Annotated in this window: 14 protein-coding genes; 5 read left to right on the top strand and 9 right to left on the bottom strand. The window is 77.1% G+C overall.

Going from position 1 to position 23,858, the window contains the following annotated elements:
• Nucleotides 1-59 precede the first annotated feature (59 nt).
• The 5 genes from AB0N04_RS10030 (at nucleotide 60) to AB0N04_RS10010 (ending at nucleotide 7,079) form a co-directional block, all read left to right on the top strand.
• Nucleotides 60-1,016: a hypothetical protein gene (locus tag AB0N04_RS10030; RefSeq protein WP_360221544.1), complete on the top strand. Its 957-nt coding sequence runs from the start codon at nucleotides 60-62 to the stop codon at nucleotides 1,014-1,016.
• A 70-nt stretch (nucleotides 1,017-1,086) separates the two neighbouring features.
• On the top strand, nucleotides 1,087-2,538 hold the full coding sequence (locus tag AB0N04_RS10025; RefSeq protein WP_360221547.1) for a hypothetical protein: 1,452 nt from the start codon (nucleotides 1,087-1,089) through the stop codon (nucleotides 2,536-2,538).
• A gap of 575 nt (nucleotides 2,539-3,113) precedes the next feature.
• Nucleotides 3,114-4,460: a hypothetical protein gene (locus AB0N04_RS10020; RefSeq protein ID WP_360221550.1), complete on the top strand. Its 1,347-nt coding sequence runs from the start codon at nucleotides 3,114-3,116 to the stop codon at nucleotides 4,458-4,460.
• A gap of 109 nt (nucleotides 4,461-4,569) precedes the next feature.
• On the top strand, nucleotides 4,570-5,847 hold the full coding sequence (locus AB0N04_RS10015; protein ID WP_360221577.1) for an AAA family ATPase: 1,278 nt from the start codon (nucleotides 4,570-4,572) through the stop codon (nucleotides 5,845-5,847).
• Nucleotides 5,844-7,079, top strand: coding sequence for a VWA-like domain-containing protein (locus tag AB0N04_RS10010; protein WP_360221553.1), 1,236 nt, complete (start codon nucleotides 5,844-5,846; stop codon nucleotides 7,077-7,079). Before AB0N04_RS10015 ends, AB0N04_RS10010 begins: the two co-directional genes overlap by 4 nt.
• 77 nt (nucleotides 7,080-7,156) lie before the next feature.
• On the opposite strand, the gene AB0N04_RS10005 is transcribed toward AB0N04_RS10010, so the two are convergent.
• The 9 genes from AB0N04_RS10005 to AB0N04_RS09965 form a co-directional block, all read right to left on the bottom strand.
• Nucleotides 7,157-10,141: a condensation domain-containing protein gene (locus tag AB0N04_RS10005; RefSeq protein WP_360221556.1), complete on the bottom strand. Its 2,985-nt coding sequence runs from the start codon at nucleotides 10,139-10,141 to the stop codon at nucleotides 7,157-7,159.
• Nucleotides 10,138-11,925 carry a non-ribosomal peptide synthetase gene (locus AB0N04_RS10000; protein WP_360221559.1) on the bottom strand — a complete coding sequence of 596 codons (1,788 nt, stop codon included), beginning with the start codon at nucleotides 11,923-11,925 and terminating at the stop codon, nucleotides 10,138-10,140. The genes AB0N04_RS10005 and AB0N04_RS10000 overlap by 4 nt, the downstream gene beginning before the upstream one ends.
• A 76-nt stretch (nucleotides 11,926-12,001) precedes the next feature.
• The gene (locus tag AB0N04_RS09995; protein ID WP_360221560.1) at nucleotides 12,002-13,798 is read right to left on the bottom strand and encodes an AMP-binding protein; all 1,797 of its coding nucleotides are present in this window, start codon (nucleotides 13,796-13,798) and stop codon (nucleotides 12,002-12,004) included.
• Between the two features lie 26 nt (nucleotides 13,799-13,824).
• Nucleotides 13,825-15,000: an acyl-CoA dehydrogenase family protein gene (locus AB0N04_RS09990; RefSeq protein ID WP_360221562.1), complete on the bottom strand. Its 1,176-nt coding sequence runs from the start codon at nucleotides 14,998-15,000 to the stop codon at nucleotides 13,825-13,827.
• Between the two features lie 14 nt (nucleotides 15,001-15,014).
• Nucleotides 15,015-18,107: an amino acid adenylation domain-containing protein gene (locus AB0N04_RS09985; RefSeq protein ID WP_360221565.1), complete on the bottom strand. Its 3,093-nt coding sequence runs from the start codon at nucleotides 18,105-18,107 to the stop codon at nucleotides 15,015-15,017.
• Between the two features lie 264 nt (nucleotides 18,108-18,371).
• Nucleotides 18,372-19,634 (bottom strand): non-ribosomal peptide synthetase, encoded by a 1,263-nt coding sequence (locus AB0N04_RS09980; RefSeq protein ID WP_360221568.1) that lies wholly within the window; start codon nucleotides 19,632-19,634, stop codon nucleotides 18,372-18,374.
• 39 nt (nucleotides 19,635-19,673) lie between these two features.
• Nucleotides 19,674-21,119 carry an MFS transporter gene (locus tag AB0N04_RS09975; RefSeq protein WP_360221571.1) on the bottom strand — a complete coding sequence of 482 codons (1,446 nt, stop codon included), beginning with the start codon at nucleotides 21,117-21,119 and terminating at the stop codon, nucleotides 19,674-19,676.
• 473 nt (nucleotides 21,120-21,592) lie between these two features.
• Nucleotides 21,593-22,717 (bottom strand): PP2C family protein-serine/threonine phosphatase, encoded by a 1,125-nt coding sequence (locus tag AB0N04_RS09970; protein ID WP_360221574.1) that lies wholly within the window; start codon nucleotides 22,715-22,717, stop codon nucleotides 21,593-21,595.
• A gap of 180 nt (nucleotides 22,718-22,897) precedes the next feature.
• Nucleotides 22,898-23,779 (bottom strand): AfsR/SARP family transcriptional regulator, encoded by an 882-nt coding sequence (locus AB0N04_RS09965; RefSeq protein WP_363363907.1) that lies wholly within the window; start codon nucleotides 23,777-23,779, stop codon nucleotides 22,898-22,900.
• Nucleotides 23,780-23,858 lie beyond the last annotated feature (79 nt).

Here is a 23,858-nt window from a genome sequence, read left to right as displayed (position 1 = left end):
AACCGCGCGAATGCGGGCGCCTCCGCCACCCCTGTCCCCCCTCCGTTCCGGGAGCCGTCATGCCCGCACGCCCTCGACGCTCGACCTTCACCGCCGTGTCGTCGGCAGCCCTGGCCCTGTGCACCGCCGTGGTGGTGGCCGGCTGCGCCGCCGCCCAGGCGGACACCCGCGAGGCCGCGGTGTCCGGCGTCGGCGCTCCCGTGGCAACCACGAACGCCGCGGCGGACGGAAGGACGGCGGCGGATCCGACCGGGGCCCCGGAACCCACGACCACCCAGACGCCTCCGGCCACCACGCCGTCGTCGGCACCGACACCGGCACCGACCGGCACTGCGGCTACGGCCACGGCACCGTCGGCCGCACGGCCGTCGGCCCCCGCACCGAAGACCGCCACACCGACGCCCCCGGCCGCCGCGGTACCGGTGCCGCAGGGCCCGGCCGGCACCGCCGCACCACTCACCGCCGCCGTCGCCCCGGCCGGCCTCGCCGCGCTGCCCATCGCCCCGTCCTTCGGCTGGAAGCCCGACGGCCCGTTGGCCAGCCAGGACGTGAAGGGTCGCACGATCACCCTCAACGAGTGCACGAGCGTCTCCGGCGCCGTCACCTGGCAGCAGCAGGGCTACCTCAGCGCCGCCCGCAATCCCGCGGGGCAGCAGCTGTTCGCCTTCCCCACGCCCGGGGCCGCGCAGGCCGCCTACCGTCAGCTGCTGGCCGACATGGGCAGCTGCCAGGACGCATCCCGCCGCCTCCAGGCCGAGCGTGGAGTCGCCCAGGACGCGACCGTCGCCCGCACCGCCCAGACCCCCGACGGCACCTCCTGGTCACGCCGTTGGACGGGAGCCGGCGGGCTGTCCGCCCCGGACCTGCAGACCAACCACGTCTACGCCCTCCAGCAGGGCGCCGACCTCACCCTCTTCCAGTTCGACGAGCTGCAGGAGCGGCCCGGCCCCGCCCACGACACCGGCACCGACGCCTCGGTGATCGCCGCCGTCGCGGCCCTCGGGCCCAAGGGCTGATCCCGTGCGCAGCCGCCCCTCCGTCTCGTCCCACCGCGTCACCACCCGACCCTCCACCCAAGGACTCCCCATGTCTGTGCTCAAGTCGACCTCCCGCCGCACGGTCGGCGTGCTCGCCGCCTCCTGCATCGCCTCCGTGGTGCTGGCCACCGTTCCCGCCCACGCCGACAGCGTCCAGGGCATCTCGTTCAGCTCGACCTCGACGGGCGCGCTGGGCAAGAACGCGGCCCCCGGCGGTCAGGTCACCCGCAGCCAGGTGATAGCCCGGGCGCAGGACTGGGTCGACCAGTACGTCCCGTACAGCTCCAACGGCCTTCAGGCGCCGTACAGTTGGTGGTCGGACGCACAGACCGGCGGCCGCTACCGGCAGGACTGCTCCGGACTCGTCTCCATGGCCTGGCAGCTGAAGGACAGTCCCAACACCGGCGGCCTGCCGTCGTACGCCAACGCGATCAACAAGTGGGACATGCAGCCGGGTGACGTGCTCAACAGCGACCAGCACGTGGTGATCTTCGCCGGCTGGCGCGACAAGAACGCCGGCACGTTCAACTACTACCAGGAGAGCAGCCGCAGCCGGCCGACCAACTACAACACCGACGGCAACCTCAACGCCTCGACGCTCTCCTCCCACCCGATGAGCGGCTACACCGCGCTGCGGTACAAGAACATCGTCGACGACCCGACGACGCCGCCGCCCGCGCCGTCGGCCAACAACCGGACGGTCGAGGCGATCGTGGGCGGCGCGCTGCACGAGATCTACACCGACGCCAACGGCTGGCACGACAGCGCCGTCCCCGGCGTCGGCAACCTGACCACCCTGGGCTTCGCGTACAACCCGGCCGGTCAGCGGGTGATCGAGGCCGTCGAGAACGGCGCCCTGCACGAGATCTACACCGAAGGCGGCACCTGGCACGACAGCGCCGTGCCCGTGTCGGGCACCATCGACACCCTGGGCTTCGCCTACAACCCGAACACCGGACAGCGGGTGATCGAGGCCGTCGAGGGCGGTGTGCTGCACGAGATCTACGCCGACGGCAACGGCTGGCACGACAGCGTCGTCCCCGGTGTCGGCGGCAACATCAGCGCCCTGGGCTTCGCGTACACCACGTCCGGCGACCGCGTCATCGAGGCCGTCGAGAACGGCGCGCTGCACGAGATCTACACCGACACCAACGGCTGGCACGACAGTGCCGTCGCCGGTGTCAGCGGCAACATCAGCACCCTCGGCTTCGCCATCAACCACGCCACAGGCCAGCGGGTGATCGAGGCCGTCGTGGACGGCACGCTGCACGAGATCTACAGCGACGGCACGACCTGGCGCGACAACGTCGTCCCCGGCATCAGCGGCACCATCACCTCGGTCTCCGTCAAGGTCAAGAACAACACCGGCGACCGCGTCATCGAGGCCGTCATCGACGGCACGCTGCACGAGATCTACACCGACGCCTCCGGCTGGCACGACGGCGTCATCCCCGGCACCCCGGGCGGCGCGACCGGCGTCTCCTTCGACCTCACCATCTGACCCACCCCGCCCCCACCCCGTGTGCCCGGTACGGACCCCCGTACCGGGCACACCGGCACATCCGGACGGCCGCCCCGGGCCCGGGCCGTCGAGGCTAGGCTCGGGGGATGATCGACGGCGATGGCGAGGTGACGGCGCCCCCACCGGGCCTGGTCGAGGCCGGAGATCGCCTCTGCGCCTCTGCGCGGCGCTCGAGCGCCACCTCGCCGACCCCGGCGTCGAGGCCGACGTCGAACGCGCCCTGGAGGAGCTGGACCTGGCCGTCTCCCGCCACCCCCGCCACACCGCACCCGAGGAGTGGCGGGCCCGCTACCTGAGGGTCCGGGACGTGTCCTGCTCGATCCGGCACGAGTACGGCCTGGGGGCGACGCCCGCCGACCTCCGCACGGCCCTCGCCCGACTCGACTCCCCCTGAGGGCACACCGGTTCGGACCCCGCCCGGCCCCGCGGGGCTCCCCCGACGCGGGCCGCCGGGAATCTCCCTGGCGCGGAGCGGCGGTGGCGGCTAGGCTCCCCGCGATGACCACGAACTCCCTTCCCAGATCGGAGGTCCCGTCCGCGCAAGGTGAGTGCTGATGCTCACTCACTCCGCGAACGGGGATCCCCGCCTTGCCCTCTGGCGGCGCGTACGCGAGTACGCCGTACCGCCCACGATGATCGAGACCGCCACCACCCGCCGCCTCGCCGGGGACTGGGCGGGCGCCTGCGCCGCCGCCGGCGTGGACGTCGACATCAGACTCCGCGACGTCGCCCGCGGCCACGGGCGCGAGCTCGCCGACCGGCTGCGGGAGGACCTGCACCGGCTGGCACCGGACCTGCTGCGCTGGCACCTGCCTCGGACCGCGCCCGACGGGCTGCTGCGGCCGGGACTGACCATGGCACTGGCCCGGTACCGGAGCGACCGTCCGGTCTTCCTGGTGGTCCGCACGCCGCCCGCCTGGGCGGACTACGAGCAGCGGATCAGCCTGGCCCTGACGGACGGCCCGGCCCCCGACGCCCACCCTCATCCGCGCCCCGGCCGCCGGTTCCGCCTCGACCTGCACCGACACCTGTGGGACGCGGAGCGCGGCCCCGAACTGCGCCTGCGGGCCGGTGACGGCGGGCCGAAGGACGACGCCCCGACGGCCCCGACCGGCCTGCGCTGCGCGGTGGACCGCTGGGCGGTCGAGGCCCGGCTGCTGCTCCGTGCCGACGGCCTCGCGTCCGGGCCCGTGGTGGTCCGGCTCGGGCGCCGCCACCGGCTGCTGCTCGACCCGGAGACGGACGCGCTCGCACCGGTGCCCGACGGGCTGGACGTCCACCGGCTGCCGGTGCTGCCCGATCCGGCGGTGTGGGTGCCGCCCGACCTCGACCTGCTGCGGGCCGGAGCGATCGAGGCGGACCGACTGCACCCGCTGGTCGCGGCCGCTCTCACGCCCGGAGGCCCGCACCACCGACCCATCGGGCCCTCCGGCCCCGTCGGCCCCGTCGGCCCGGACGAACCGTGGCTGGTGGAGTGCCGCGGCGCCCGGCACCGGATCGGTGTGGTCGACGGACGGCTCACCCCGCTCGACCACGACCCCGCCCAACTGCGCCGCGAGGAACTGCTCGCCGCGCTGTCCGGCACGGCGCTGCCCTGTCTGCGCGCCGTGCACCGGGCGCACCGTGCACCGCACGACTTGGACGAGGTCCGCGAGCGCCTGCGCCACGGCGACACCGCCGGCGCCCTCGCCGTCGTCGAGGCCCTGCTCGGCCCGGACGCCGCGCTGCCCACCGGCGCGCTGAGGGACGAGCTGGAGGCGGCCGCCGAACGGCGCACTGCCTACCGCCTGTACCGCGCGGGCCTCGACGGGCCGGCGCCCGACGGACCTCGGCGGGCGCATCACGCCTCCGCTCCGCGGCACTCCCGCTCCCGAACCCGCACCCGCGCCGCCGCGCGCTGACCTCCTGAGCTCCTGGCCTCCTGGCCTCCTGAGCTCCTGAGCTCCTGAGCTCCTGACCAGCAGACCTCCCGACCGCTCACTCCCTCCCCCAAGGTGATCACCCATGCCCATGCCCATGCCCATGCCCAAGCCCATGCCCGCACCCGTGCCGCCCGGTACCCGGCTCGACGTCGCCCGCCGGCTGCTCGACCTGCTCGGCGACACCACCACCGAGCCTCGCCCCGACGCCCAGTTGGAGGCCCTGACCCTGGCCGTCGCCGCCGATCTGCCCGTGCTGCTCTGGGGCGAGCCCGGCATCGGCAAGACCGCCGCGCTCAACCAGCTCGCCGCCGCCCTCGACCTACCGCTGACCACCGTGATCGCGAGCGTCCACGAGCCCTCCGACTTCGCCGGCCTGCCCGTCGTCGGGGACGACCCGGCCCACCAGGGCGTGCCGATGGCCCCGCCGGACTGGGCGGTGCGGCTGGTCCGGGCCGGGCGTGGGCTGCTGTTCCTGGACGAGCTGTCCACCGCGCCGCCCGCCGTCCAGGCTGCCCTGCTCCGGCTGGTGCTGGAACGACGCGTCGGCGCCCTCCGGCTGCCGCCGGGCGTCCGGATCGTGGCCGCCGCCAACCCGCGCGCCTCGGCGGCCGACGGCTGGGAGCTCAGCCCGCCACTGGCCAACCGCTTCGTCCACCTGCGGTGGGTGCACGACCACGAGGTCGTGGTCCGGGGACTGGGCGGTGTCTGGCCGGTGGCACCGCTGCCGCTGCTCGACCCGGACACCCTGCCGCAGGCCGTCGTGCTGGCCCGGCGCGCGGTGTGCGGGCTGCTCACCGCCCGCCCCGAGCTGGTGCACCGGCTGCCCGCCGACGAGGCCCGGCGCGGCGGCGCCTGGCCCTCGCCGCGGAGCTGGGACATGGCGCTGCGGCTGGTCGCCTTCGCGAGCGCGGCCGGTTCCTCCCGCGAGGTGCTGTCCCTGCTGGTCCGGGGGGTGGTCGGGGACGGCCCGGGGCTCGAACTGATCGCGACCATGGACCGGATGGACCTGCCGGACCCGGAGTCGCTGCTCGCCGACCCGGCCGGTGCGGTGCTGCCGGAGCGCGGGGACCTGCGCCAGGCGGTGCTCGACGGTGTGGTGGCCGCCGTTCGCAGCCGGCCCGAGCGGGCCCGCTGGGAGGCGGCCTGGGCCCTGCTGGCCCGGGCCGTGGAGACCGGCGCGCCGGATCTGGTGGTCGTCCCGGCCACCACCCTGGCCGCGTTGCGGCGCGAGGACTGGGAGGTGCCGGAGGCCCTCGAACGCCTCGCTCCCGCGGTGGCGCTGTCCCGGCGGGCCGAGCGGGCGGCCGCCCGTGCCGGGGCCGTCGCGGGTGTCCTCTCCGGGGCCGCCGCCGGGGCCGGCCGATGAGCGCGGCCGGCACCGGGGCGCTGGACCTCGACAAGCTGTTCGCCGCCCGGCTGCACGCCACCCGGGCCCGGCCTTACCTGGCCACCGCCCTGTTCGCGCTCCACGTCGTGGAGTCGCGGGAGGTCCCGACGGTGGCCGTCGACCGGTACTGGCGGTGCTACGCCTCGCCCCTGTTCGTCGCCCGCACCCCCGTGGAGGAGCTGGCCGCGGTCTGGGTCCACGAGGTCTCCCACCTGCTGCGCGACCACCACGGGCGCGGTGACCGCCTGGCCCGGGAGCTGGGCTTCGACGGCCCGGGGGCGCGGCTGCGGATGAACATCGCCGCCGACTGCGAGATCAATGACGACGTGTACGGGGACGGTCTGGTCGAGCCGACGGGTGCCGTGCGACCCGCCGATCTGGAGCTGCCCGAGGGGCTGCTGATGGAGCAGTACGTCCGCGGGTTCCGGTTCGACCCGAACGGCCTGGAGGCGGCCTGGCTGGACTGCGGCAGCGGTGCCGACGGGCTGGCCCGGAGCTGGGAACAAGGGCCGGAGGGCGCACACGGGCTCAACCCGCAGGAGCGGGACGCCGTGCGCTTCCGGGTGGCCGAGGGCATCCGGGCCCGGCCCGGAGACGCCCCGGGCGGCTGGCAGCGCTGGGCCGAGGAGGCGTTCCACCCGCCGCAGGCGTGGCGGGCGCTACTGGGGGCGGCGATGCGTTCGGCGCTGTCGGGGGGAGGTGCCGGCGACGACTACAGCTACGGCCGGCCCGCGCGCCGCTCGGCCGGGGTGCCCGGCGCGGTGCTGCCGAGCCTGCGCCGGCGTCCGCCCAGGGTCGCCGTGGTCGTGGACACCTCCGGGTCCGTCTCCGACGCAGAGCTCGGCAGCGCGCTCCTGGAGGTCGCCGCGATCGGCCGCGCCGTCGGCGGGCGGCGTGACCAGGTCAGCGTCGTCCCGTGCGACGCCGTCGCCCAGACCGTCCACCGGCTGTGCGGCACCCAGGGCGTCCCGCTGCTCGGGGGCGGCGGGACGGACCTGAGGACGGGCTTCACGGCCGCGCTGCGGGCCCGTCCCCGGCCGGACGTCGTCGTGGTGCTGACGGACGGCCAGACGCCGTGGCCGCCCGCGCCACCGCCGTGCCGCACGGTGGTGGGCCTGTTCCCCCGGTCCGGGCGGCGCAGCATCGAGCACGATCCGGACTACCAGCCGGCCGCGCCGCCCGGCTGGGCCCGGGTGGTCACCATCGGGTGAGGCCGCCCGGGCCGCTGCCCGGCGGGAGGGTCGCCGCCCGGAGCCGCCGCCGGGTGGCGGCTCCGGGTGGGCGGGGGTCAGCCGACCATCGCCGCCAGGACGCTGCGCCAGTCCTCCCCGGGCTCCGGGGTGAGCGCTGCGGACAGGGCCTCGGCGCGGTAGTGCCAGGGGCGGCGGAGCTCCGGGTCGGCGTCGGGCCGGAGGTCGAGCGGGCTCGCGGAGCCGAGCAGGCGGACCAGTTCGGTGCCGAAGTCCGTCCAGGAGACGTGCCCGCTGACGGCGTTGACGATCCGCCCGGCCGCCGGGTTCGGCTCGCCGACGCAGGCCGCGAGGGCGCGGGCGAGGGCGGCCGCGTGCACCCAGGACGCGCCGTACCAGCCGGGGCGGCCGTCGGGCGCCGGGGTCGGCAGGGTGATCGGGCGGCCGGCCAGGGCGGCCTGGTAGAGGGCGCCGGTGGAGCCCCAGCGGAGCTGGTCGCGCAGGCGCTGGTGCGGGCCCCAGACGATCGGGGCGCGCACCACGGTGGCCGGGCCCCGGTCGGGGGCCGCGGCGGCCTCGAACAGGATCCGCTCGCAGTCCAGCTTGGCCTGCCCGTAGGGGCTGACGGGCTCGCCGGTCGGGCCGCCTTCGGCCACGTCGGTGCCGGCCGGCCGCCCGTAGGCGTCGATGCTGCTGACGAAGACGAACGGGCCGCCGCGCCAGCCCTCGACGAGGGCGCGCATCGCGGCGAGGTCGACGGCGTGCTCGGTGAAGGTGCAGGCGGCGTGGATGACGGCGTCGACGCCCTCGACCGCGCGGCGCAGGCTGTCCGGGTCGGCGAGGTCGCCCTCGGCGAGTTCGGCGCCGTGCAGGGCCGGCAGGTGTGCGGACTCGGGGCGCACCAGGGCCCGGACGGGGCGGCCCTGGGCCATCAGTTCCTGCAGGACGGCGGCGCCGACGCCGCCGGTCGCGCCGGTGAGCAGCACGGTGCCGGCCCGGGAGCGGGCGCTCGCGCCGGGGCGGGCCCCGGTGCGGGCGCGGGCGGCGCGGCGCTCGTCCTCGCGGGTGGCGAGGAGCGCGGCGAGGGCGCGCGGGGTGCGCTGTTCCAGGACGTCCAGGCCGGTGAGCGGCAGTCCGGTGCGGGTGCGCAGGCGCTCGGCGAGCTGGACGGCGACCAGGGAGTGGCCGCCGAGGGCGAAGAAGTCGCCGTCGGCTCCCGGGGTGGTGCCGAGGAGTTCGCCGAAGGCCGTCCGGACGGTGTCGAGCGGGCCGCGGGCGTCGGGGGCGGCCGGGGTGGCGCCGGGCAGCCGGCCGCGGTCGGGGGTGCCGTCGGGCAGCCGGGGCAGCGCGTCCACCAGGGTGACGGCGCGCGGGAGTCGGCCGGGGGCGAGGTGGCGGCGCAGGGCGGCGCGCAGCTCGCTGCCGGTGGGGGCGACGGGGCCGCGCACCACGGCGTAGGCGAGCGGCGGGCCGTCGGCGGCCTCGACGACGGCGGCCTCGACCACCCGGGGGTCCGCGGTCAGCGCGCTGACGACGGGGTGCGGGGCGCCGGCCAGCAGTGCGCCGGGGAGCGCCGAGAGCGGCCGGTCGGCGTCCTCGGCGACGGCGCCGAGCAGCCGGGCGAAGGCGTCCAGCAGCCGCCCGGCGGTGGCCTCGTCCAGGGCGTCGCGGTCGTGCTGGACCAGGCAGCGCGGCTGCGGGCCGTCCTCGACCAGCAGGGCGAGGCCGAACTTGGCGAGCCCCAGGTCGAGTTCGACGTTCTCGCTGGTGAGCCCGGGCAGCGTGAGCGGCTCGGCGGGGTGGACGAGGTCGCAGCTGACGGAGAGCAGCGGGGTGCCGTCGGCCCCTCGGGCGGCGCTGCCGAGGCGCTCGACGACCAGGTCGAAGGGCACCTCGTGGTGCTGCTGGGCGTCGAGCAGGGCGGCACGGACCAGGCCGAGGGTGTCGGTGAAGGTCGGGTCGCCGGCGAGGTCGGTGCGCACCGCGAGGGTGTTGACCCCGAGGCCGACGGTGCGCCGCAGTTCGGGCCGCAGCCGCTGGCCGCTGGCGCAGCCGAGGGTGAGGTCGGTGCGGCCCGCGGCGGTGGCGAGGGTGGCGAAGGCGGCGGCCAGGACGACGGCGAACAGGGTGGCGCCGTGCCGGGCGCCGAGCCGGCGCAGCCCCTCGACGGTGGCGGGGGTGAGCGGTGCGGTGTGCAGGGCGGCCCGGCGTTCGCGGGCGCCGGCGGGGACGGGGCGCAGCAGCGGCAGCGGGCGGGCCCCGGCGAGCCGGGCGGCGCGGGCGTCGGCCGCGGCGGTGAGCTCGGCGTCGCGGGCCCGCTCGCCGCGGGCGTACTCGGCGTACGTCGGCCCGGGCTGCGGGAGTCGGGGGGCGTGGCCGTCGCGTGCGGCGGCGTAGAGGGCGGCGAGGTCGGCGGCCAGCACCGGCAGCGAGCCGCCGTCCACGGCGATGTGGTGGATGGTCAGCAGCAGGGTGTGGTCCTGCGGCCCGTGGCGCAGGAGCAGGGCGCGCAGCACCGGCCCCGCGGCGAGGTCGAAGGGGCGGGCGGCCTCGGCGGCGAGCAGGGCCGGGGCGTTGTTGCCGGCGCCGTCCTCCCAGGTGGCGTCGACGGTGCGCAGCGGCACGGGGGTGACCGGGTCGGTCTGCTGGTGGGGCTGGTCGCCGTGGCTGCCGTACCGGGTGCGCAGGACGGCGTGGCGCTCGGTGAGGCCGGTGAGGGCGGTGGCGAGCGCGGCGGGGTCGAGCGGTCCGCGCAGGCGGGTGGCGAGCGGGACGTTGTAGAGGGCGCCGCCCTGGCCGAGGTGCTCCATCAGCCACATCCGCTGCTGGGCGTGGGAGAGCGGGGCGGGGCCGTCCTCCGGGGCGGCCGGGCGCGGCGCGGCGGCGGGGCGGTTGCGGCGGGCGCGGCGCAGCAGGTCCGCCTGGTCGGCCTGGTCGCCGGCGGCCTGCGGGGCCGGGGACGGCGTGGTGTCCGTACGCGGCGTGGTCGCCTGACCATCGACCGGCTGACCATCGGCCGGCTGCCCGTCGATCGGGTACCCGTCGGCCGGCTGCCCGTCGGCCGGGTGCTCGGTGGCGTTCATCGGGCGGCTCCTTCCGCAGTGTGGTCGTGCGCCGCGCGCAGGGCGCGTTCGAGCAGGTCGGCCTGCCCGGCGACGGTGGGGTGGCCGAGGAAGTCGGCGAGCGAGAGCTCCACGCCGAGGTCCTCGCGCAGGTCGTCGACGACCCACATGGCGAGCAGCGAGTGGCCGCCCTCGGCGAGGAAGTCGGCGCCCGGGTCGGTGATCGGTCGCTCCAGGGCGCGGCTCCACGCGTCGGCGACGGCCTGCTGGATCGGGGTGAGCGGGGCGGCCGTCCGACCGCCGGCCGGGGTGTCGCCGTCCGCGGCGGCCAGGGCCCGGCGGTCGATCTTGCCGCTGCCGGTCAGCGGGAGCGCGTCGAGGACGTGCCAGGCGGTGGGCACCAGGTGGGCGGGGAGCCGGTCGGCGAGGCGGGCGCGGAGCGTGTCGGCGGCGGCGCGGCTGCCCTCGGCGAGGACGAGGCAGGCGGTGAGGGCGGCGTCGGGGTGGCCGGCGCGGCGGACCACGACGGCGGCCTCGGCGACCTCGGGCAGGAGCAGCAGGGCGTGTTCGACCTCGCCGGGCTCGATCCGGAACCCGCGGACCTTGACCTGGTCGTCGGTACGGCCGTGGAACTCCAGGGCGCCGTCGGGGCGTTGGCGGACGAGGTCGCCGCTGCGGTAGGCGCGGCCGGTGCCGGGGAGGTCGCGGAAGCGCTCGGCGGTCAGCTCGGGCCGGTCGAGGTAGCCGCGGGCGAGCCGGTCGCCGGCGATCCACAGTTCGCCGACGGTGCCCGGCGCGACGGGGTCGAGCCGCTCGTCGAGGACGAGGGTGCGGGCGCCGCCGAAGGGCCGGCCGATCGGGACGGGCCCGCCGGTGCAGTCGGCCGGGGTGATCCGGTGCAGGGTGGTGAAGGTGGTGGCCTCGGTCGGCCCGTAGACGTTGAGGAGTTCGAGCCAGGGGAAGGCGCGCAGCACCGCTCCGGCGTACTCGGGGGACAGCGCCTCGCCGCCGACGGCCAGGGTGCGCAGCACGCCGAAGATCCGGGACTGCCGGGCGGCCAGGTGGTGGAAGAGCGCGGTGGTGATGAACAGCGTGGTGACGCCGAACCGTTCGACGTCGCGCACGAGGTCCTCGGCGGTGGGCCGGTCGGCCGGGGAGACGGCGACGGCGGCGCCGCGCGCGAGCGGGGCCCACACCTCGAAGGTGGAGGCGTCGAAGCTGACGGTGGAGTGGAAGAGCACCCGGTCGCGGGGGCCGAGCGGCACGGCGTCGGCGGCGGTGACCAGGTCGGCGACGGCGCTGTGCGGGACGAGGACGCCCTTGGGCCGGCCGGTCGAACCGGAGGTGTAGAAGAGCAGGGCGGTGGTGTCCGGGTCGGCGGCGTCGGGCGCGCTCACCGGGCGGGCGGCGGTCTCGGCGCCGTGCTCGGTGAGCACCAGGGTGCGCTCCTCGGGCAGCCCGGCCTCGGCGAGGAGGGTCTTGTCCCCGAGGACGAGGTGGGCGCCGGCGTCTCCGGTCATCTCGGCGATGCGCGGGCGCGGGTAGCCGGGGTCGAGCGGGACGGCGTGGGCGCCGGCCCGCCAGATCGCCAGCTGGGCGACGACCAGGCGGGTGGAGCGGGCGCAGAGCAGGCCGACGGCGCTGCCGGGGCCGATCCCCCGCTCGGCCAGGGCGGCGGCCAGCCGGCCGGACGCGTCGAGGAGCTGGCCGTAGGTCAGGGCGGTGTCGCCGTCGGTCACGGCGAGCGCGTCGGGGCGCTCCTGGGCGTGCCGGGCGACGAGTTCCGGGAGGGTGGCGGTGGGCATGGTGGTTCCCTTCCGGGCGCCCCGGCCGGTGGGCCGGCCGGGGCGCCCTGCGCAGGAGGTGCTTGCGGGCGGACGGTCAGGCGGTGGTGGCGGGCGTCGGCCGCCGTTCCTCCACCAGCCGGGCGACGGCCCGCAGGTCGGGCTGGCGCAGCACCAGGGGTGCCCGCAGCCGGACGCCGTACTCGGCCTCCAGGGCCTCCAGCAGTCGGGCGGCGGCGAGCGAGTTGCCGCCCGCGGCCAGGAAGTTGTCCGCCGGCCCGAGGTCGGCTCGGCCGATCAGGTCGCGGCAGAGCCGCAGCACGGTGCGCTCGGTGGGAGTGTCGCCGTCCTCGGTGTCCGGCGCCGCGGCAGCCCGCTCCTCCTCCAGGGCGAGCAGGGCGGCCCGGTCGACCTTGCCGTTGGCGTCCAGCGGGAAGGCGTCGACGATCCGGACGGCCGAGGGGACGGCCTGCTCCGGCAGCCACGGCCGCACCGCGGCGAGCAGGTCCTCGGCGCCGCCCGCCGGGGATCCCGCGGCGGTCTGGACGTAGGCGAGCAGGCGGGTGACGCCCGCCGAGGTCGCGGCGGCGACCACGGCCCGGCGCACCCGCCCGTCCCGTTCGAAGGCCGCCTCGACCTCGGCGGGCTCGATCCGGACCCCGCTGACCTTGACCTGGTCGTCGAGCCGGCCGTGGAACTCCAGGACGCCGTCGGCCCGCATCACCACCCGGTCGCCGGAGCGGTAGAGCCGGTCGACGCCCTCCACGCCGGCCGGCACGCCGACGAAGCGGCGGGCGGTCAGCTCGGGGTCGAGGTAGCCGGCGGCCAGGCCGCGGCCGCCGATGCGCAGTTCGCCCGCCTCGCCGCGCGGCACCGGCCGGCCGTCCGGGTCGGTGACCAGGACGACCGCGCCCGGGATCGGCAGCCCGATCGGCGGGGCGCCGGTGCCGTGGTCGCCGCCGGGCGCCATGGTGTGGACGGTGGTGGTGACGGTGGCCTCGGCGGGCCCGTAGGCGTTGTGGACGGTCGCGGTGACGTCCGGGCCGGGGGCGCGGCGCAGCCGGTCGCCGCCGACGGTGAGGTGGCGCAGCGCCAGCCCCCGCGGCCAGGGCCGGGCCAGCAGGGGCTCGGCGAGCGGGGTGGGCAGGACGGCGGCGGTGATGCCGGCCTCGCGCCACCAGTCGGCGAGCGCACCAGAGTCCCAGCGGACGGCCTCGGGGGCGACGACGAGCGCGGCGCCGGAGGTGAGGGTGGCCCACAGCTCCATCACGTGCGGGTCGAAGGCGACGCCGATCAGCAGGCTGTGCCGCTCGCCGGGGCCGAGGCCGGCCAGCTCGCGGTACCACTGGAGCAGCGCGCCGAGCGCGGGCTCCCCGACGGCGACGGCCTTGGGCGTGCCGGTGGAGCCGGAGGTGAGGACGGCGTAGTGGGTGCCGGCCGGGACCTGCACCTGCTCGCCGGGGACGAGGGCGACGGCGACGGGGGTGTCCCCGAGGTCGAGGTCCAGCGTCCGGTGCTCGCCCTCGGGCAGCACCGCCGGGTCGCCGACCAGGCAGGCGGGCCGCAGCTGTTCGGCGACGGCCTGCAGCCGGCGCTCGCCGGGGCGGGGGCCGAGCGGCAGGTGGACGGCGCCGAGCTTGGCGGTGGCCAGGGTGACCGCGGCGAGGGCGGCCGAGTGGCCGAGGCAGACGCCGACGAGGTCGCCCGGGCGGACCCGGTCGCGCAGTTCGTCGGCCACGGCGTCGGCGAGGCGGTCGAGTTCGGCGTAGCTGTGGGTGCGGGCGCCGTCGATCAGGGCGGGGGCGTCCGGGGTGCGGTGCGCCCAGGTGGTGAACAGGTCCAGGACCGCACCGTCCTGGTGCGGACGGCCGTACCCGATGCTCAGGTTTTCCATCATCGTCTCCAGGTCTCGACGGTTCGTCAGTTCAGGCCCATGGCCCGGGCGACGATCACCTTCTGGACCTCGGAGGTCCCCTCGATGATCGTGGTCATCCGCACGTAGCGGTACAGGAACTCCAGCGGGTGGCCGCGCACCCAGCCGGTGGCGCCGTGCACCTGGAGCGAGCGGTCGACCGCGCGGACGGCGGTCTCGGAGGCGGTGAGCTTGGCGAGCGCCGCGTTCTCGGGCGCCTCGGTGCCCTCGTCGACGAGCCGGGCGCAGGCGAGGGTGAGCAGCTTGGAGCACTCCACCTCGGCCCGGGTGGCGACCAGGTGCTCCTGGACGTGCTGGTACTCGCCGATCACGCGGCCGAAGGCGCGCCGCTCGCGGGCGTACTCGAGGCCGACGCGCAGCGCGTACTCGGCGATGCCGTTGCACATCGCGGCGACGACCAGGCGGCCCCGGGAGAGGCTGTCCATGGCGAGGGCGGTGGCCGCGCCGACGCCCTCCTCGCCGCCGATCACGGCCTCGGTGGTGACGGTGACGCCGTCGAGCAGCAGCTCGAACAGCGGCTCGCCGGACATGCCCTCGTAGCGCTGGCCGAGGCGCAGGCCCGGCTGGTCCATGGGGAGCACGAAGGCGGTGGCGCCGGCGGTGGGCCCGGCGCCGTCGCCGAGGTCGGTGGCGGCGACGACCAGGGCGATGCCGGCGTGGCCGGCGTTGCTGACGAAGGTCTTGCGCCCGTTGAGCACCCAGCCGTCGGCGGTGCGCACGGCGGTGGTGGTGAGGCGGAACGCGTCGGAGCCGGCGTGCGGCTCGGTGAGGGCGAGGCAGCGGGTCTGCTCACCGCGCACCAGCGGGACGAGGTGGCGCTCGATCTGTTCGGGCGTGCCGTGCCGCAGCAGCGGGCTGGGGCCGTCGGAGCCGGCCAGGGCGTACGGCGCGAGCGGGCAGCCGCTGCGTCCGGCGGCGTGGTGCAGCAGCACGACGGCGGTGAACGGCATGTCGGCGCCACCGAGCTCCTCGGGGTAGTCGCCGGCGTAGAAGCCGAGGGCGGCGGAGCGCTTGCGGACGTAGGCCCGCAGGTCGGACGGGATCTCGTCGGCGGTCTCGGGGAGTTCGGCGGCCAGCGGGACGAGTTCGCGGCGGACGAAGCTCTCGAAGGCCTCGACGAGTTCGCGGTGGCCGTCTTCCAGGACGGCGGAGGGGGCGGTCACGGGGACGCTGCCTTTCAGTTCTGGCCGGTGAGGGCGCGGGCCTGGTCGGCCAGGACGGCGTGGCGGAACAGGGTGCGCAGCGGCGGGCGGCTGCCCAGGTGCGGCTCCAGCCAGGCGGCGAGCTGGGCGGCGAGCAGCGAGTGGCCGCCGACCTCGAAGAAGTGCGAGTCGGCGGTGAAGCGGTCGTGGCCGAGCACCTCGCGCCAGGCCGCGGCGACCAGCTGCTGGCCGGGGTCGGTGAAGGCGCTGGTCGCGGCGGACTCGGGCTCGGGCTCGGCCGCGGCCTCGTCGGCGAGGCGGGCGAGGGCGGCGCGGTCGGGCTTGCCGCCGGGCAGGGTGGGCATCGCCTCGACGGCGGTCCAGGTGGCGGGGACGAGCCCGCCGGGCAGCCGCTGGGCGAGGGCCGCGTGCAGGGCGGCCTGGTCGGGGCGGTCGGCGCCCTCCAGGAAGCCCACCAGGCGGGGGCCGGACTGCGGGTCGGTGTGCAGGACCACCGCGCAGGAGCGGCCGCCGAGTTCGGCGGAGGCGGCGGCCTCGATCTCCTCCAGCTCGATCCGGTGGCCGCGCAGCTTGACCTGGTTGTCGGCGCGGCCGAGGAAGGAGAGCCGGCCGCGCAGGTCGCGGTAGCCGCGGTCGCCGGTGCGGTAGACGCGCTCGCCGCCGAGGGCGGGCACGGTGACGAAGCGGGCGGCGGTGGGCTCGGGCAGGCCGAGGTAGCCGTCGGCCAGCAGGGCGCCGCCGACGGCGAGTTCGCCGACGCAGCCGGCCGCCAGCGGGCGCAGCGTCTCGTCCAGGACGTGCAGGCGCACGCCGTCGAGCTCGGCGCCGAGCGGGATCTCGCCGTCCTCGGTGAGGTCGGCGGCGCCGACCTGGTGGACGGTGGAGGTGACGGTGGCCTCGGTGACGCCGTAGGCGTTCAGCACGGTGGTGGCCTCGGTCAGCCCGGCCAGCGCGCGGGCGGGCAGCCGCTCGCCGCCGAGGACGAGCAGCCGGGGGTTCCACCGGCCGTCGCGCAGCGCCTCGCGCAGGTCCTCGCGGACGGCGAGCAGGTAGCTGGTCGGCAGGTTGGCGACGGTGACGCCGCGGGCGGCCAGCACGGCGACCAGCTCGGGGCCGGTGGGGACCTCGCGCTGGGGCACCACCAGGGCGGCGCCTGCGCAGAGCGCGGGCAGCACCTCCTCGAGGGCCACGTCGAAGGAGGGCCGGGCGAACAGCAGCACCCGGTCGGCTGCGGTGAGCTCGTAGCGGTCGGTGATCGCGGCGACGTACCCGGCGAGCGCCTCGCGCCCGACCAGGACGGGCTTGGGCACGCCGGTGGAGCCGGAGGTGTGGATCAGGTAGGCGGCGCCGTTCAGGACGGCGGCCGGTTCGGCCTTGGGGAAGGCCGGGCCGTCCAGCAGGGCGGGGGTGACGCCCTCGACGGGCAGGGCGAGCGCGCTCTGCCGGGTGGCGAGCACCAGCGCCGGGGCGAGCCGCTCCAGGAGCAGGCCGAGCCGGGCGGCCGGGTCCTCGGAGGACAGCGGCGCGTACACGGCGCCGTGGCGCAGGCAGGCCAGCAGGGCGACGACGCTGTCGGTGCCGCGCGGCAGGACGGTGGCCACCGGCTGGCCGGGCTGCACCCCGGCGGCGCGCAGCCGTTCGACCAACTGGTTGACGCGGCGGTCGAGTTCGCCGTAGCTGATGCGCTCGGTGCCGGCCAGCAGGGCGAGCGCGCCGGGGTCGTGGGCGGCGGCCGGGTCGAGACCGGCGGGCGTCACGGCGGTGGCGGGCGCGGCGGCCGGGGCGGGGTCGAGCGCGGCGAGCGGCGCGTCCGGCGCGTCGAGGTAGCGGCGCAGCAGTTCGAGCAGGCGCTCGGAGAGCAGGGTGGCCTCGGCCTCGCCGAAGAGGTCGGCGTCGTAGTCCCAGACCAGGGTCATGCCGGCGGCGCCGTGCTTCTCGCCGACCACCCGGCGGTCGTCGGGCAGCAGCACCAGGTCGAGGTCGAAGCGGGTGGTGCCGGTGTTGAAGCCCTCGTACAGCGAGACGTCGAGGTCGGGGGCCTGGACGTCCGGCAGGGCGGCGTCGTGCGCGCTGAACATGACGTTGAACAGCGGGTTGTCGGCGCCGCCGGTGTGCAGGCCGAGCCGGCGGGTCAGCTCCTGGACCGGCAGGTCCTGGTACGGGAGGGCGCGCAGCAGGACGTCGGTGACCTCGTCCACGGCCTCGGTGCCGGGGGCGGCCGGGTCCAGCCGCAGGCGCAGCGGGACGGTGTTGACGAACATGCCGACGGTGCCCTCGAAGCCGGCCGGGCGGTTGCCGACGGCGGTGCCGACGACGAGCTCGCGGTGGCCGCTGTGGCGGCGCAGCAGTTCGGCGAAGAGCGCGAGCAGGGTGCTGAACGGGGTGTGGCCGTCCTCCTTGCTGCGGGTGCGCAGCCGCTCGGCGAGGTCGGCGCCGATCGACTGGCGCAGCTGGCCGCCGCGGTGGCGGCGCACCGCGCCGGGCCGGGCCAGTCCGGGCAGGGTGACCTCGCGCGGGGCGTCGGCGAGTTCGCGCAGCCAGAAGGCGAGGGCGCGCTCGCGGGCGTCCGGGTCGACGGCGGTGCGCGCGTGCTCCTCGTACGAGGGCGCGGCGGGCAGCTCGTAGGTCTCGCCGAGGACGTGGGCTCGGTAGACGGTGAAGAGGTCGCGCAGCAGGATCGCGAAGGAGTGGCCGTCGTGGACGAGGTGGTGCTCGACGTGGATCAGCCGGTGGTGGTCGTCGCCGAGGCGGACGAGGTGCCAGCGCAGCACCGGCGCCCGGTAGGTGTCCAGCGGCTCCTCGGCCTCGGCGGCCAGCAGGGTGCGGAACGCGCCCTCCGGGTCGGCCTCGGCGGTGAAGTCGCTGCGGCGCAGCAGGGGTTCGCCGGGTGCGGCGACCCGCTGGCCGGGCAGCCCTTCGGCGCGGGCGACCAGCTCCAGGCGCAGGCCGGGGTGGTGGGCGAGCACGGCGGTCAGGCCGGCGTGCAGCGCGTCCTCGTCGAGGGTTCCCCAGAGGTCGAGGACGGCGGTGAAGTTGTACGCGCGACTGCCGGGCAGCATCTGCTCGTGCAGCCAGACGATCTCCTGCGAGGAGGAGAGCGGGAACATCGGGGACTCCCTTGTGTGGTGGGCGTGGTGGTACTGCGGTGGCGGGGCGGTGTGGGGTGGTCCGCCCCGGCCGGGGCCGGGCGTGCCGGGGTGGTGGCGCGGTCCGGCGGTCGGTGGCGTGAGGGTCCGGGACGGTCGGGGGTCCGTCGGGTCGGGTCCGGCGGGTCGGGGTCCGGGACGGTCGGGGTCCGTCGGTCGGTGGGCGGCGGCTCTCCGGTCGCGGTCCGTCGGTCGGTGCGCGGCGGGTCTCCGGTCGGGGTCGGGTCAGGCCGCGTGCAGGTGGCGGCGCAGCGTCGCCAGCAGGTCCTCGAAGGCGGCCCGGGCGGTGGCCTCAGGGAACCGTTCGCGGTCCCAGGCGAGCCTCACCAGCAGGTCGTCGCCGTGCGAGGCGGCGACGGCGAGCGGTGCGGCGAGCGGCCGCCCGGCGAGGTGGGTCTCCCGGCCGGGCACCCCGCCGAGCACCAGCGGCGGCCGGCGGTGCAGGTCCTCCAGGGTGAGCATGCCGTCCAGCGCGCCGGTCCAGGGCGCGCCGGCCGTGCGGGCGGCCCGGACCAGTTCGTCGAACGGGGTGTCGGCGTGGTCGAGGTCGTCCCACCAGGCGTCGGCGAGGTCGTCGAGGGCGGCGGCCCCGGGGTCGGCCGGGTGGACGAGGGTGTTGAGGAAGCAGCCCAGCACGGGCGCTGCGCCCGGCGGGCGGCCGCCCCACGGGTAGCCGAGGGCGAGCGGCCCGACCGGGCCGTGCAGCCGGTGCGCGGCGACCGCGGTGGCGTCCAGCAGCGCGGGGAAGACGGCGCTGCGGGCGGCCCCCTCGGCGGCGGGCAGCCGGTGGCTGAGCATGCCGGTGGTGGGGGCGGCGCCGCCGCCGGCACCGCTCAGGCCGCCGAGCCGACGGCCCCAGTGGGCCTGCGCGGCCGCCCCGGCGGCGGCGTCCTCGGCCGCCAGCTGGCGTTCGACGGCTTCGCGGTAGCCGTCCAGGGCGGCCCGGTCCGGCGCGGTCGCGGGTGCCTCGTCGCGGGCGTAGGCCTCGGTGAGGTCGGCCGTCAGGATGCCGAGCGACTGCTCGTCGCAGGCCGCGTGGTCGACGGCGACGGCGAGCAGCTCCTCCTCGCCGTCCGGCTCCCGGGCCACCAGCAGGCGCAGGGCGGGCCCGTCGGCGGGCCAGTCCAGCAGGGCCTCGCGCAGGGCCGAGCGGGCGGTGCCGCCGGGGGCGACGGGGACCGCCCCGGCCGCGGCGGAGGGGCCGCCGACCCGGAGCACGGGCGTGCCGCGGACGGTGGCGAAGCCCCCGCACAGGGCGGGGTGGCGGGCCGCCGTGGCGGCGGCCGCGCGGCCCAGCCGGTCAAGGTCGAGGGTGCCGCGCGGGTAGGCGAAGAACAGCGGGACGACGTCGGGGCGGCCCGCGGCGGCGAGGCGGCGGGTGATCAGGAAGCGCCGTTGGGCGCCGGTGAGCGGGAGGAGGTCCGTCGTGGCGTCGGCGGCGGCGGAGCGGTACCGGGCGAGGTAGGCGGCAGTGATGCTGGCGGGCACGGAACGGTCTCCGGTTTCCGGTGTCGGTTCGGGTCGGGGTCAGGGGGCCGGGCGCGCGGCGGGCTCCTGCTCGGCCGCCCCGGCGGCGGTGGCGGACCCCGTGGTGGTGGCCCCGGTGGTGGCGGCCGGGTCGGCCGCGGTGGTCGCAGCGGCCCCGGTGGCGGGCGCGGCCGCGGTGGCGGCGTCGGCTCCGGTGCTCGGGTCGGCTCCGGTGGCTGCCCCGGTGGTCGCGGCGGCCCCGGTGGTCGGCAGGTCCCGCATGCCGCGCAGCGGTGACAGCAGCAGGGGCACCGGGACGATCAGGAAGCCGGCCGCGCAGAGCCAGAGCGCGGCGCGCGGCCCGGCCGCGTCGGCGACGGCGCCGCCGACCAGGGCACCGAGCGGCAGCGTGCCCCAGACCAGGAAGCGCATGGTGGCGTTCATCCGCCCGAGCAGCTCCGGCGGGCACAGGCTCTGCCGGAAGCTGACCTGGGCGACGTTGTAGGCGACCGCGCCGAACAGCACCACCGCCGAGGCGATGCCGAACAGCAGCACGCCCGCGCCCCGGCCGGACAACGGCCACAGCACCGCGAACGGCGCCGTCACCACGGTGGCCAGCCAGATCAGCCGGGCCTGGCCGACCAGGGCGGCCAGCCGACCCGCGCACAGCGCCCCGGCCAGTCCGCCGACGGCGGAGGCCGACAGCAGCACGCCGATGGCACCCGGCGCCAGGTCGAGCACCCGCACCCAGAACACCGTCTGCACGGCGGCCAGGACGGCGCCGAACAGGTTGGACACCGCCGTGGCCGTGGCGATCGCCCGCAGCAGCGGGTGTCCGAGCACGAAGCGGACGCCCTCGGCGACCTCGGCACGCAGCGAGGCGCCCGGATCGGGCTCCGGGCGCGGCTCCTCGACCCGGATCCGGGCGAGCAGCAGCGCGGAGGCCAGGTAGCCGACGGCGTCGGCGACGATGGCGATCGACGCGCCGAGCAGTTGGACCAGCCCGCCGCCGAGCCCGGGCCCGACGATCTGGGCCGAGGAGCGGACCGTCTCGATCGCGCCGTTGCCCCCGACCAGCTGCTCGCGCGGCAGCACCGACGGCAGGAAGGACTGGTGGGCGACGTCGAAGAAGACCGTGGCCACCCCGGTGACCAGCGCCACCAGGTAGAGCTGGGCCATGGTCAGCACGCCGAGCGCCGCGGCCGGCGGGATCGAGCCGACGGCCAGGCAGCGCACCACGTCGGCGCGGATCAGCACCGGCAGCTTGCGCATCCGGTCCAGCCAGGCCCCGGCCGGGAGGCCGACCAGCAGGAACGCGGCGGTCTCGGCGGCGGTCAGCAGGCCGACCTCGAAGGGGGTGGCATCGAGCACCACCACCGCGACCAGCGGCAGCGCCACCAGGGTGACCTGACTGCCCGTCTGGGCCGCGGCGGCTCCCGTGAGCAGGAGCCGGAAGTCGCGGTGTCCGAACAGGCGGGTCGGGCTGGGGCTTGGCGTCTCGTTCATCAGTGCGACTCTCGGCCACCCCTTCACCGCCGGGCAACCGCCGGGTCCGTTTCCGGACGAACCGGGGATCGGCCGGATCACGCCAGCCCTCCGAGCTCCGCCCACGACCCCGCGGCGGCCCCCGACGAACCCGCCGGACGCCCCGGGCAGCCCGTCTGCCAGCAGGAATCCGCCCGGCCGCGGGGCGCCTCGGCCGGGCGGCGGCACGTCCAGACGGGAGTCCGCTATCCGGGCATCGGCATTCCGGCCATCGGACGCCCCCGCTCAACTTGGCCGGATTACGTGAAGCGCTGACCCTCCGTCATCTGATCGTGATACCGGCCGCGCCGCCGCCGGCCGTCAAGGACTACAACCCACCGATTCCGCGGACGGCGCGGTGACCTGCCCGAACGCCCCGGCCGGGCGCCGCCAGCGGCACGCCCCGCCCGGCCCCGCCCAGTCCGCCCGGCGCCGCCCAGTCCACCCGGCGCCGCTCAGTCCGCCCGGCGCCGGGTCACCGCCAGCACCGCCATGTCGTCGTCCCGCGGACCACCCACCCACCGCTCGACATCCGCCACCAGCGCGTCGACGACGCCCTGCGGACCGTCGAACGGACCGAGCGGCCCCAGCCCGTGCAGCGGCTCGTAGAACTCCCCCGCCGCGTCCCGGGCCTCGGTCACCCCGTCCGTCACCAGCAGCAGCGTCCGGCCCCGCGGGAACGGCCACGCCTCCGGAGCCGGGCGCGCCACGCCCAGCGACCCCATGCCCAGCGGCAGCCCCGGGTCCGCGGCGTCCAGTCGGCGCATCGGCTCCCCGCCGCCCAGCAGGTAGGGGCCGGGATGCCCGCAGTCCAGGGTGCGCACGACGTCCCCGCCCGGCGGGAACTCCACCAGCAACGCGGTGATGAACCCCTCCAGCCGCACCTCCTCCGCCAGCAGGCCGCTCTCCCGCACCAGCGCGCGCTCCAGGCCGTCGGCCAGCGCCGCGAGGTCCGGCGCGCGGTGCGCGTCCTCCCGGAAGGCACCCAGCAGCACCGACACCGCCCCGACCGCCTGCAGCCCCTTGCCCCGCACGTCCGCGATCAGCACCCGCACGCCGAACGCCGTCTCCTGCAGCGCGTAGGCGTCGCCGCCGATCAGCGCCTCGGTCTGGGCGGCGCGGTAGCAGGCCGCGACGGACAGCCGCCCCACCCGGGCCGGGGGCTCCGGCAGCACCGCCCGCTGCGCGGCCTCGGCCACCGAGCGCACCCGCTCCAGGCGTCGCCCGTACCGGTCCACCACGCGGTTCACCCAGACCCCGAGCAGGGCGGCGAACACCGTGTTCGCCAGCTCCAGGTACCCCGCCCGGGTGCCGATCGTCCCGTCCTGCACGCCCAGCACGAGGATGCCGGCCACGTTGGCGGCGCCCACCGCGAGGACGTCCCGCAGCGTCAGCAGCGCGCCGGCCAGTACGGCGGCGGCCGCGAGCATCGGATCGCCCCAGTAGTCGGCCGGGTCGAGCGCGTTCCAGACCAGCCCGGCGAGGATCAGGCACCACGGCGCGAACCGCACGTACGGCGGCCACTGCGCGGACCTCGGGCCCGGGGCCATCGGCGACCTGGCTTCCGTCTCGGCGACCATGCGGACATTCGGAAGATCTCCTTCCGATCGTAGGGCCTGTCCGAGGATTCCCGCCGGGCGTGCCGCACCGGGGCCCGGCCCGTGCGCCGGGCCGGCCGCCGTCCGGGTGACGCCGGGCGGGCGCGGCCGGCGGGGGCGGACGCGACGGGCGGGCCGGGCCCCGGCGCCCGCCGACCCGGGTCAGCCGACCCGGGTGAGCCGGGTGCCCCGGACCGGCGCCGGGTCCGGGGAGGGCACGGGGGCCACGGGGGCGTCGACGGCCGCGGGGCGTTCCTGGTCGGCGCGGTCGGGGCCGGCGAGCAGGATGGAGCGCTGCAGCCGCCGCAGTCCGGCGGAGGGCTCCATGCCCAGTTCCCGGACGAGGGTGTTGCGCAGGCGCTGGTAGGCCTCCAGCGCCTCGCCGCGCCGGCCGGAGCGGTGCAGGGCGATCATGTACTGGCCGTGCAGGCTCTCGTGGGTGCGGTAGCGGTCCACCAGCACGGTCAGTTCGGCGAGCAGCACCCGGTGCCGGCCCAGCCGCAGGTCCGCCTCGATCCGCTGGTCCAGCGCACAGAGCCGGGTCTCCTCCAACCGCTTCGCCTCCACCCCCAGCTGACCGCCGAGCGGGACGTCGGCGAAGGCCGGGCCGCGCCAGTGGCCCAGCGCCTCCGCCAGCTGCCGGGCGGCGAGCGGGAAGTCCCCGCCGTCCATGGCGCGGTAGCCCGTGCCGGCCAACCGGTCGAACTCCCGGAGGTCGACCCGCCCGCCGTCGCTGTTCAGCCGGTATCCGCCCGGCAGGGTGGTCAGGACGTCCTTGGCGCCCAGCCCCGCCGGGGTGTCGCAACTCCGTTCCAGCGCACGGTCGATGAGGTCGCGCAGCTGGAGCACGTAGGTCTGCACCGTGGTGCGCGCACTGCGCGGCAGCCGGCCGGACCACAGCTCGTCGGCGAGGGCGCGCGCCGGCACGACCTGGTCGGCCCGCAGGGCCAGCAGGGCGAGCACCTGGCGCGGTTTCGGCGCCGACGGCACCACCGACTGCCCACAGACCCGGACCTCCAAGGCCCCCAGCACCCGGATCTCCATGATGACCACCCCTATCCAGACGGATCGGCGACCCCGACGGCCACCGGCCGGCCGGTACTCCGCCGCCGTGCGACCGGCC

Origin of the sequence: Kitasatospora sp. NPDC051702, from assembly GCF_040681575.1 — a bacterium.
Lineage (GTDB): Bacteria > Actinomycetota > Actinomycetes > Streptomycetales > Streptomycetaceae > Kitasatospora.
Note: the sequence above shows the minus strand (reverse complement) of the source record. Positions and strands in the feature narration are given on the sequence as shown.

Bases quoted from the DNA above. Each gene is read 5' to 3' on its own strand.
- AB0N04_RS10010 (WP_360221553.1), top strand. From the start codon at position 5,844: ATGAGCGCGGCCGGCACCGGGGCGCTGGACCTCGACAAGCTGTTCGCC.
- AB0N04_RS10005 (WP_360221556.1), bottom strand. From the start codon at position 10,141: ATGAACGCCACCGAGCACCCGGCCGACGGGCAGCCGGCCGACGGGTAC.
- AB0N04_RS09995 (WP_360221560.1), bottom strand. From the start codon at position 13,798: ATGGAAAACCTGAGCATCGGGTACGGCCGTCCGCACCAGGACGGTGCG.
- AB0N04_RS10015 (WP_360221577.1), top strand. From the start codon at position 4,570: ATGCCCATGCCCATGCCCAAGCCCATGCCCGCACCCGTGCCGCCCGGT.
- AB0N04_RS09985 (WP_360221565.1), bottom strand. From the start codon at position 18,107: ATGTTCCCGCTCTCCTCCTCGCAGGAGATCGTCTGGCTGCACGAGCAG.
- AB0N04_RS10030 (WP_360221544.1), top strand. From the start codon at position 60: ATGCCCGCACGCCCTCGACGCTCGACCTTCACCGCCGTGTCGTCGGCA.
- AB0N04_RS09970 (WP_360221574.1), bottom strand. From the start codon at position 22,717: ATGGTCGCCGAGACGGAAGCCAGGTCGCCGATGGCCCCGGGCCCGAGG.
- AB0N04_RS09975 (WP_360221571.1), bottom strand. From the start codon at position 21,119: ATGAACGAGACGCCAAGCCCCAGCCCGACCCGCCTGTTCGGACACCGC.
- AB0N04_RS10000 (WP_360221559.1), bottom strand. From the start codon at position 11,925: ATGCCCACCGCCACCCTCCCGGAACTCGTCGCCCGGCACGCCCAGGAG.
- AB0N04_RS10020 (WP_360221550.1), top strand. From the start codon at position 3,114: ATGCTCACTCACTCCGCGAACGGGGATCCCCGCCTTGCCCTCTGGCGG.
- AB0N04_RS09965 (WP_363363907.1), bottom strand. From the start codon at position 23,779: ATGGAGATCCGGGTGCTGGGGGCCTTGGAGGTCCGGGTCTGTGGGCAG.
- AB0N04_RS10025 (WP_360221547.1), top strand. From the start codon at position 1,087: ATGTCTGTGCTCAAGTCGACCTCCCGCCGCACGGTCGGCGTGCTCGCC.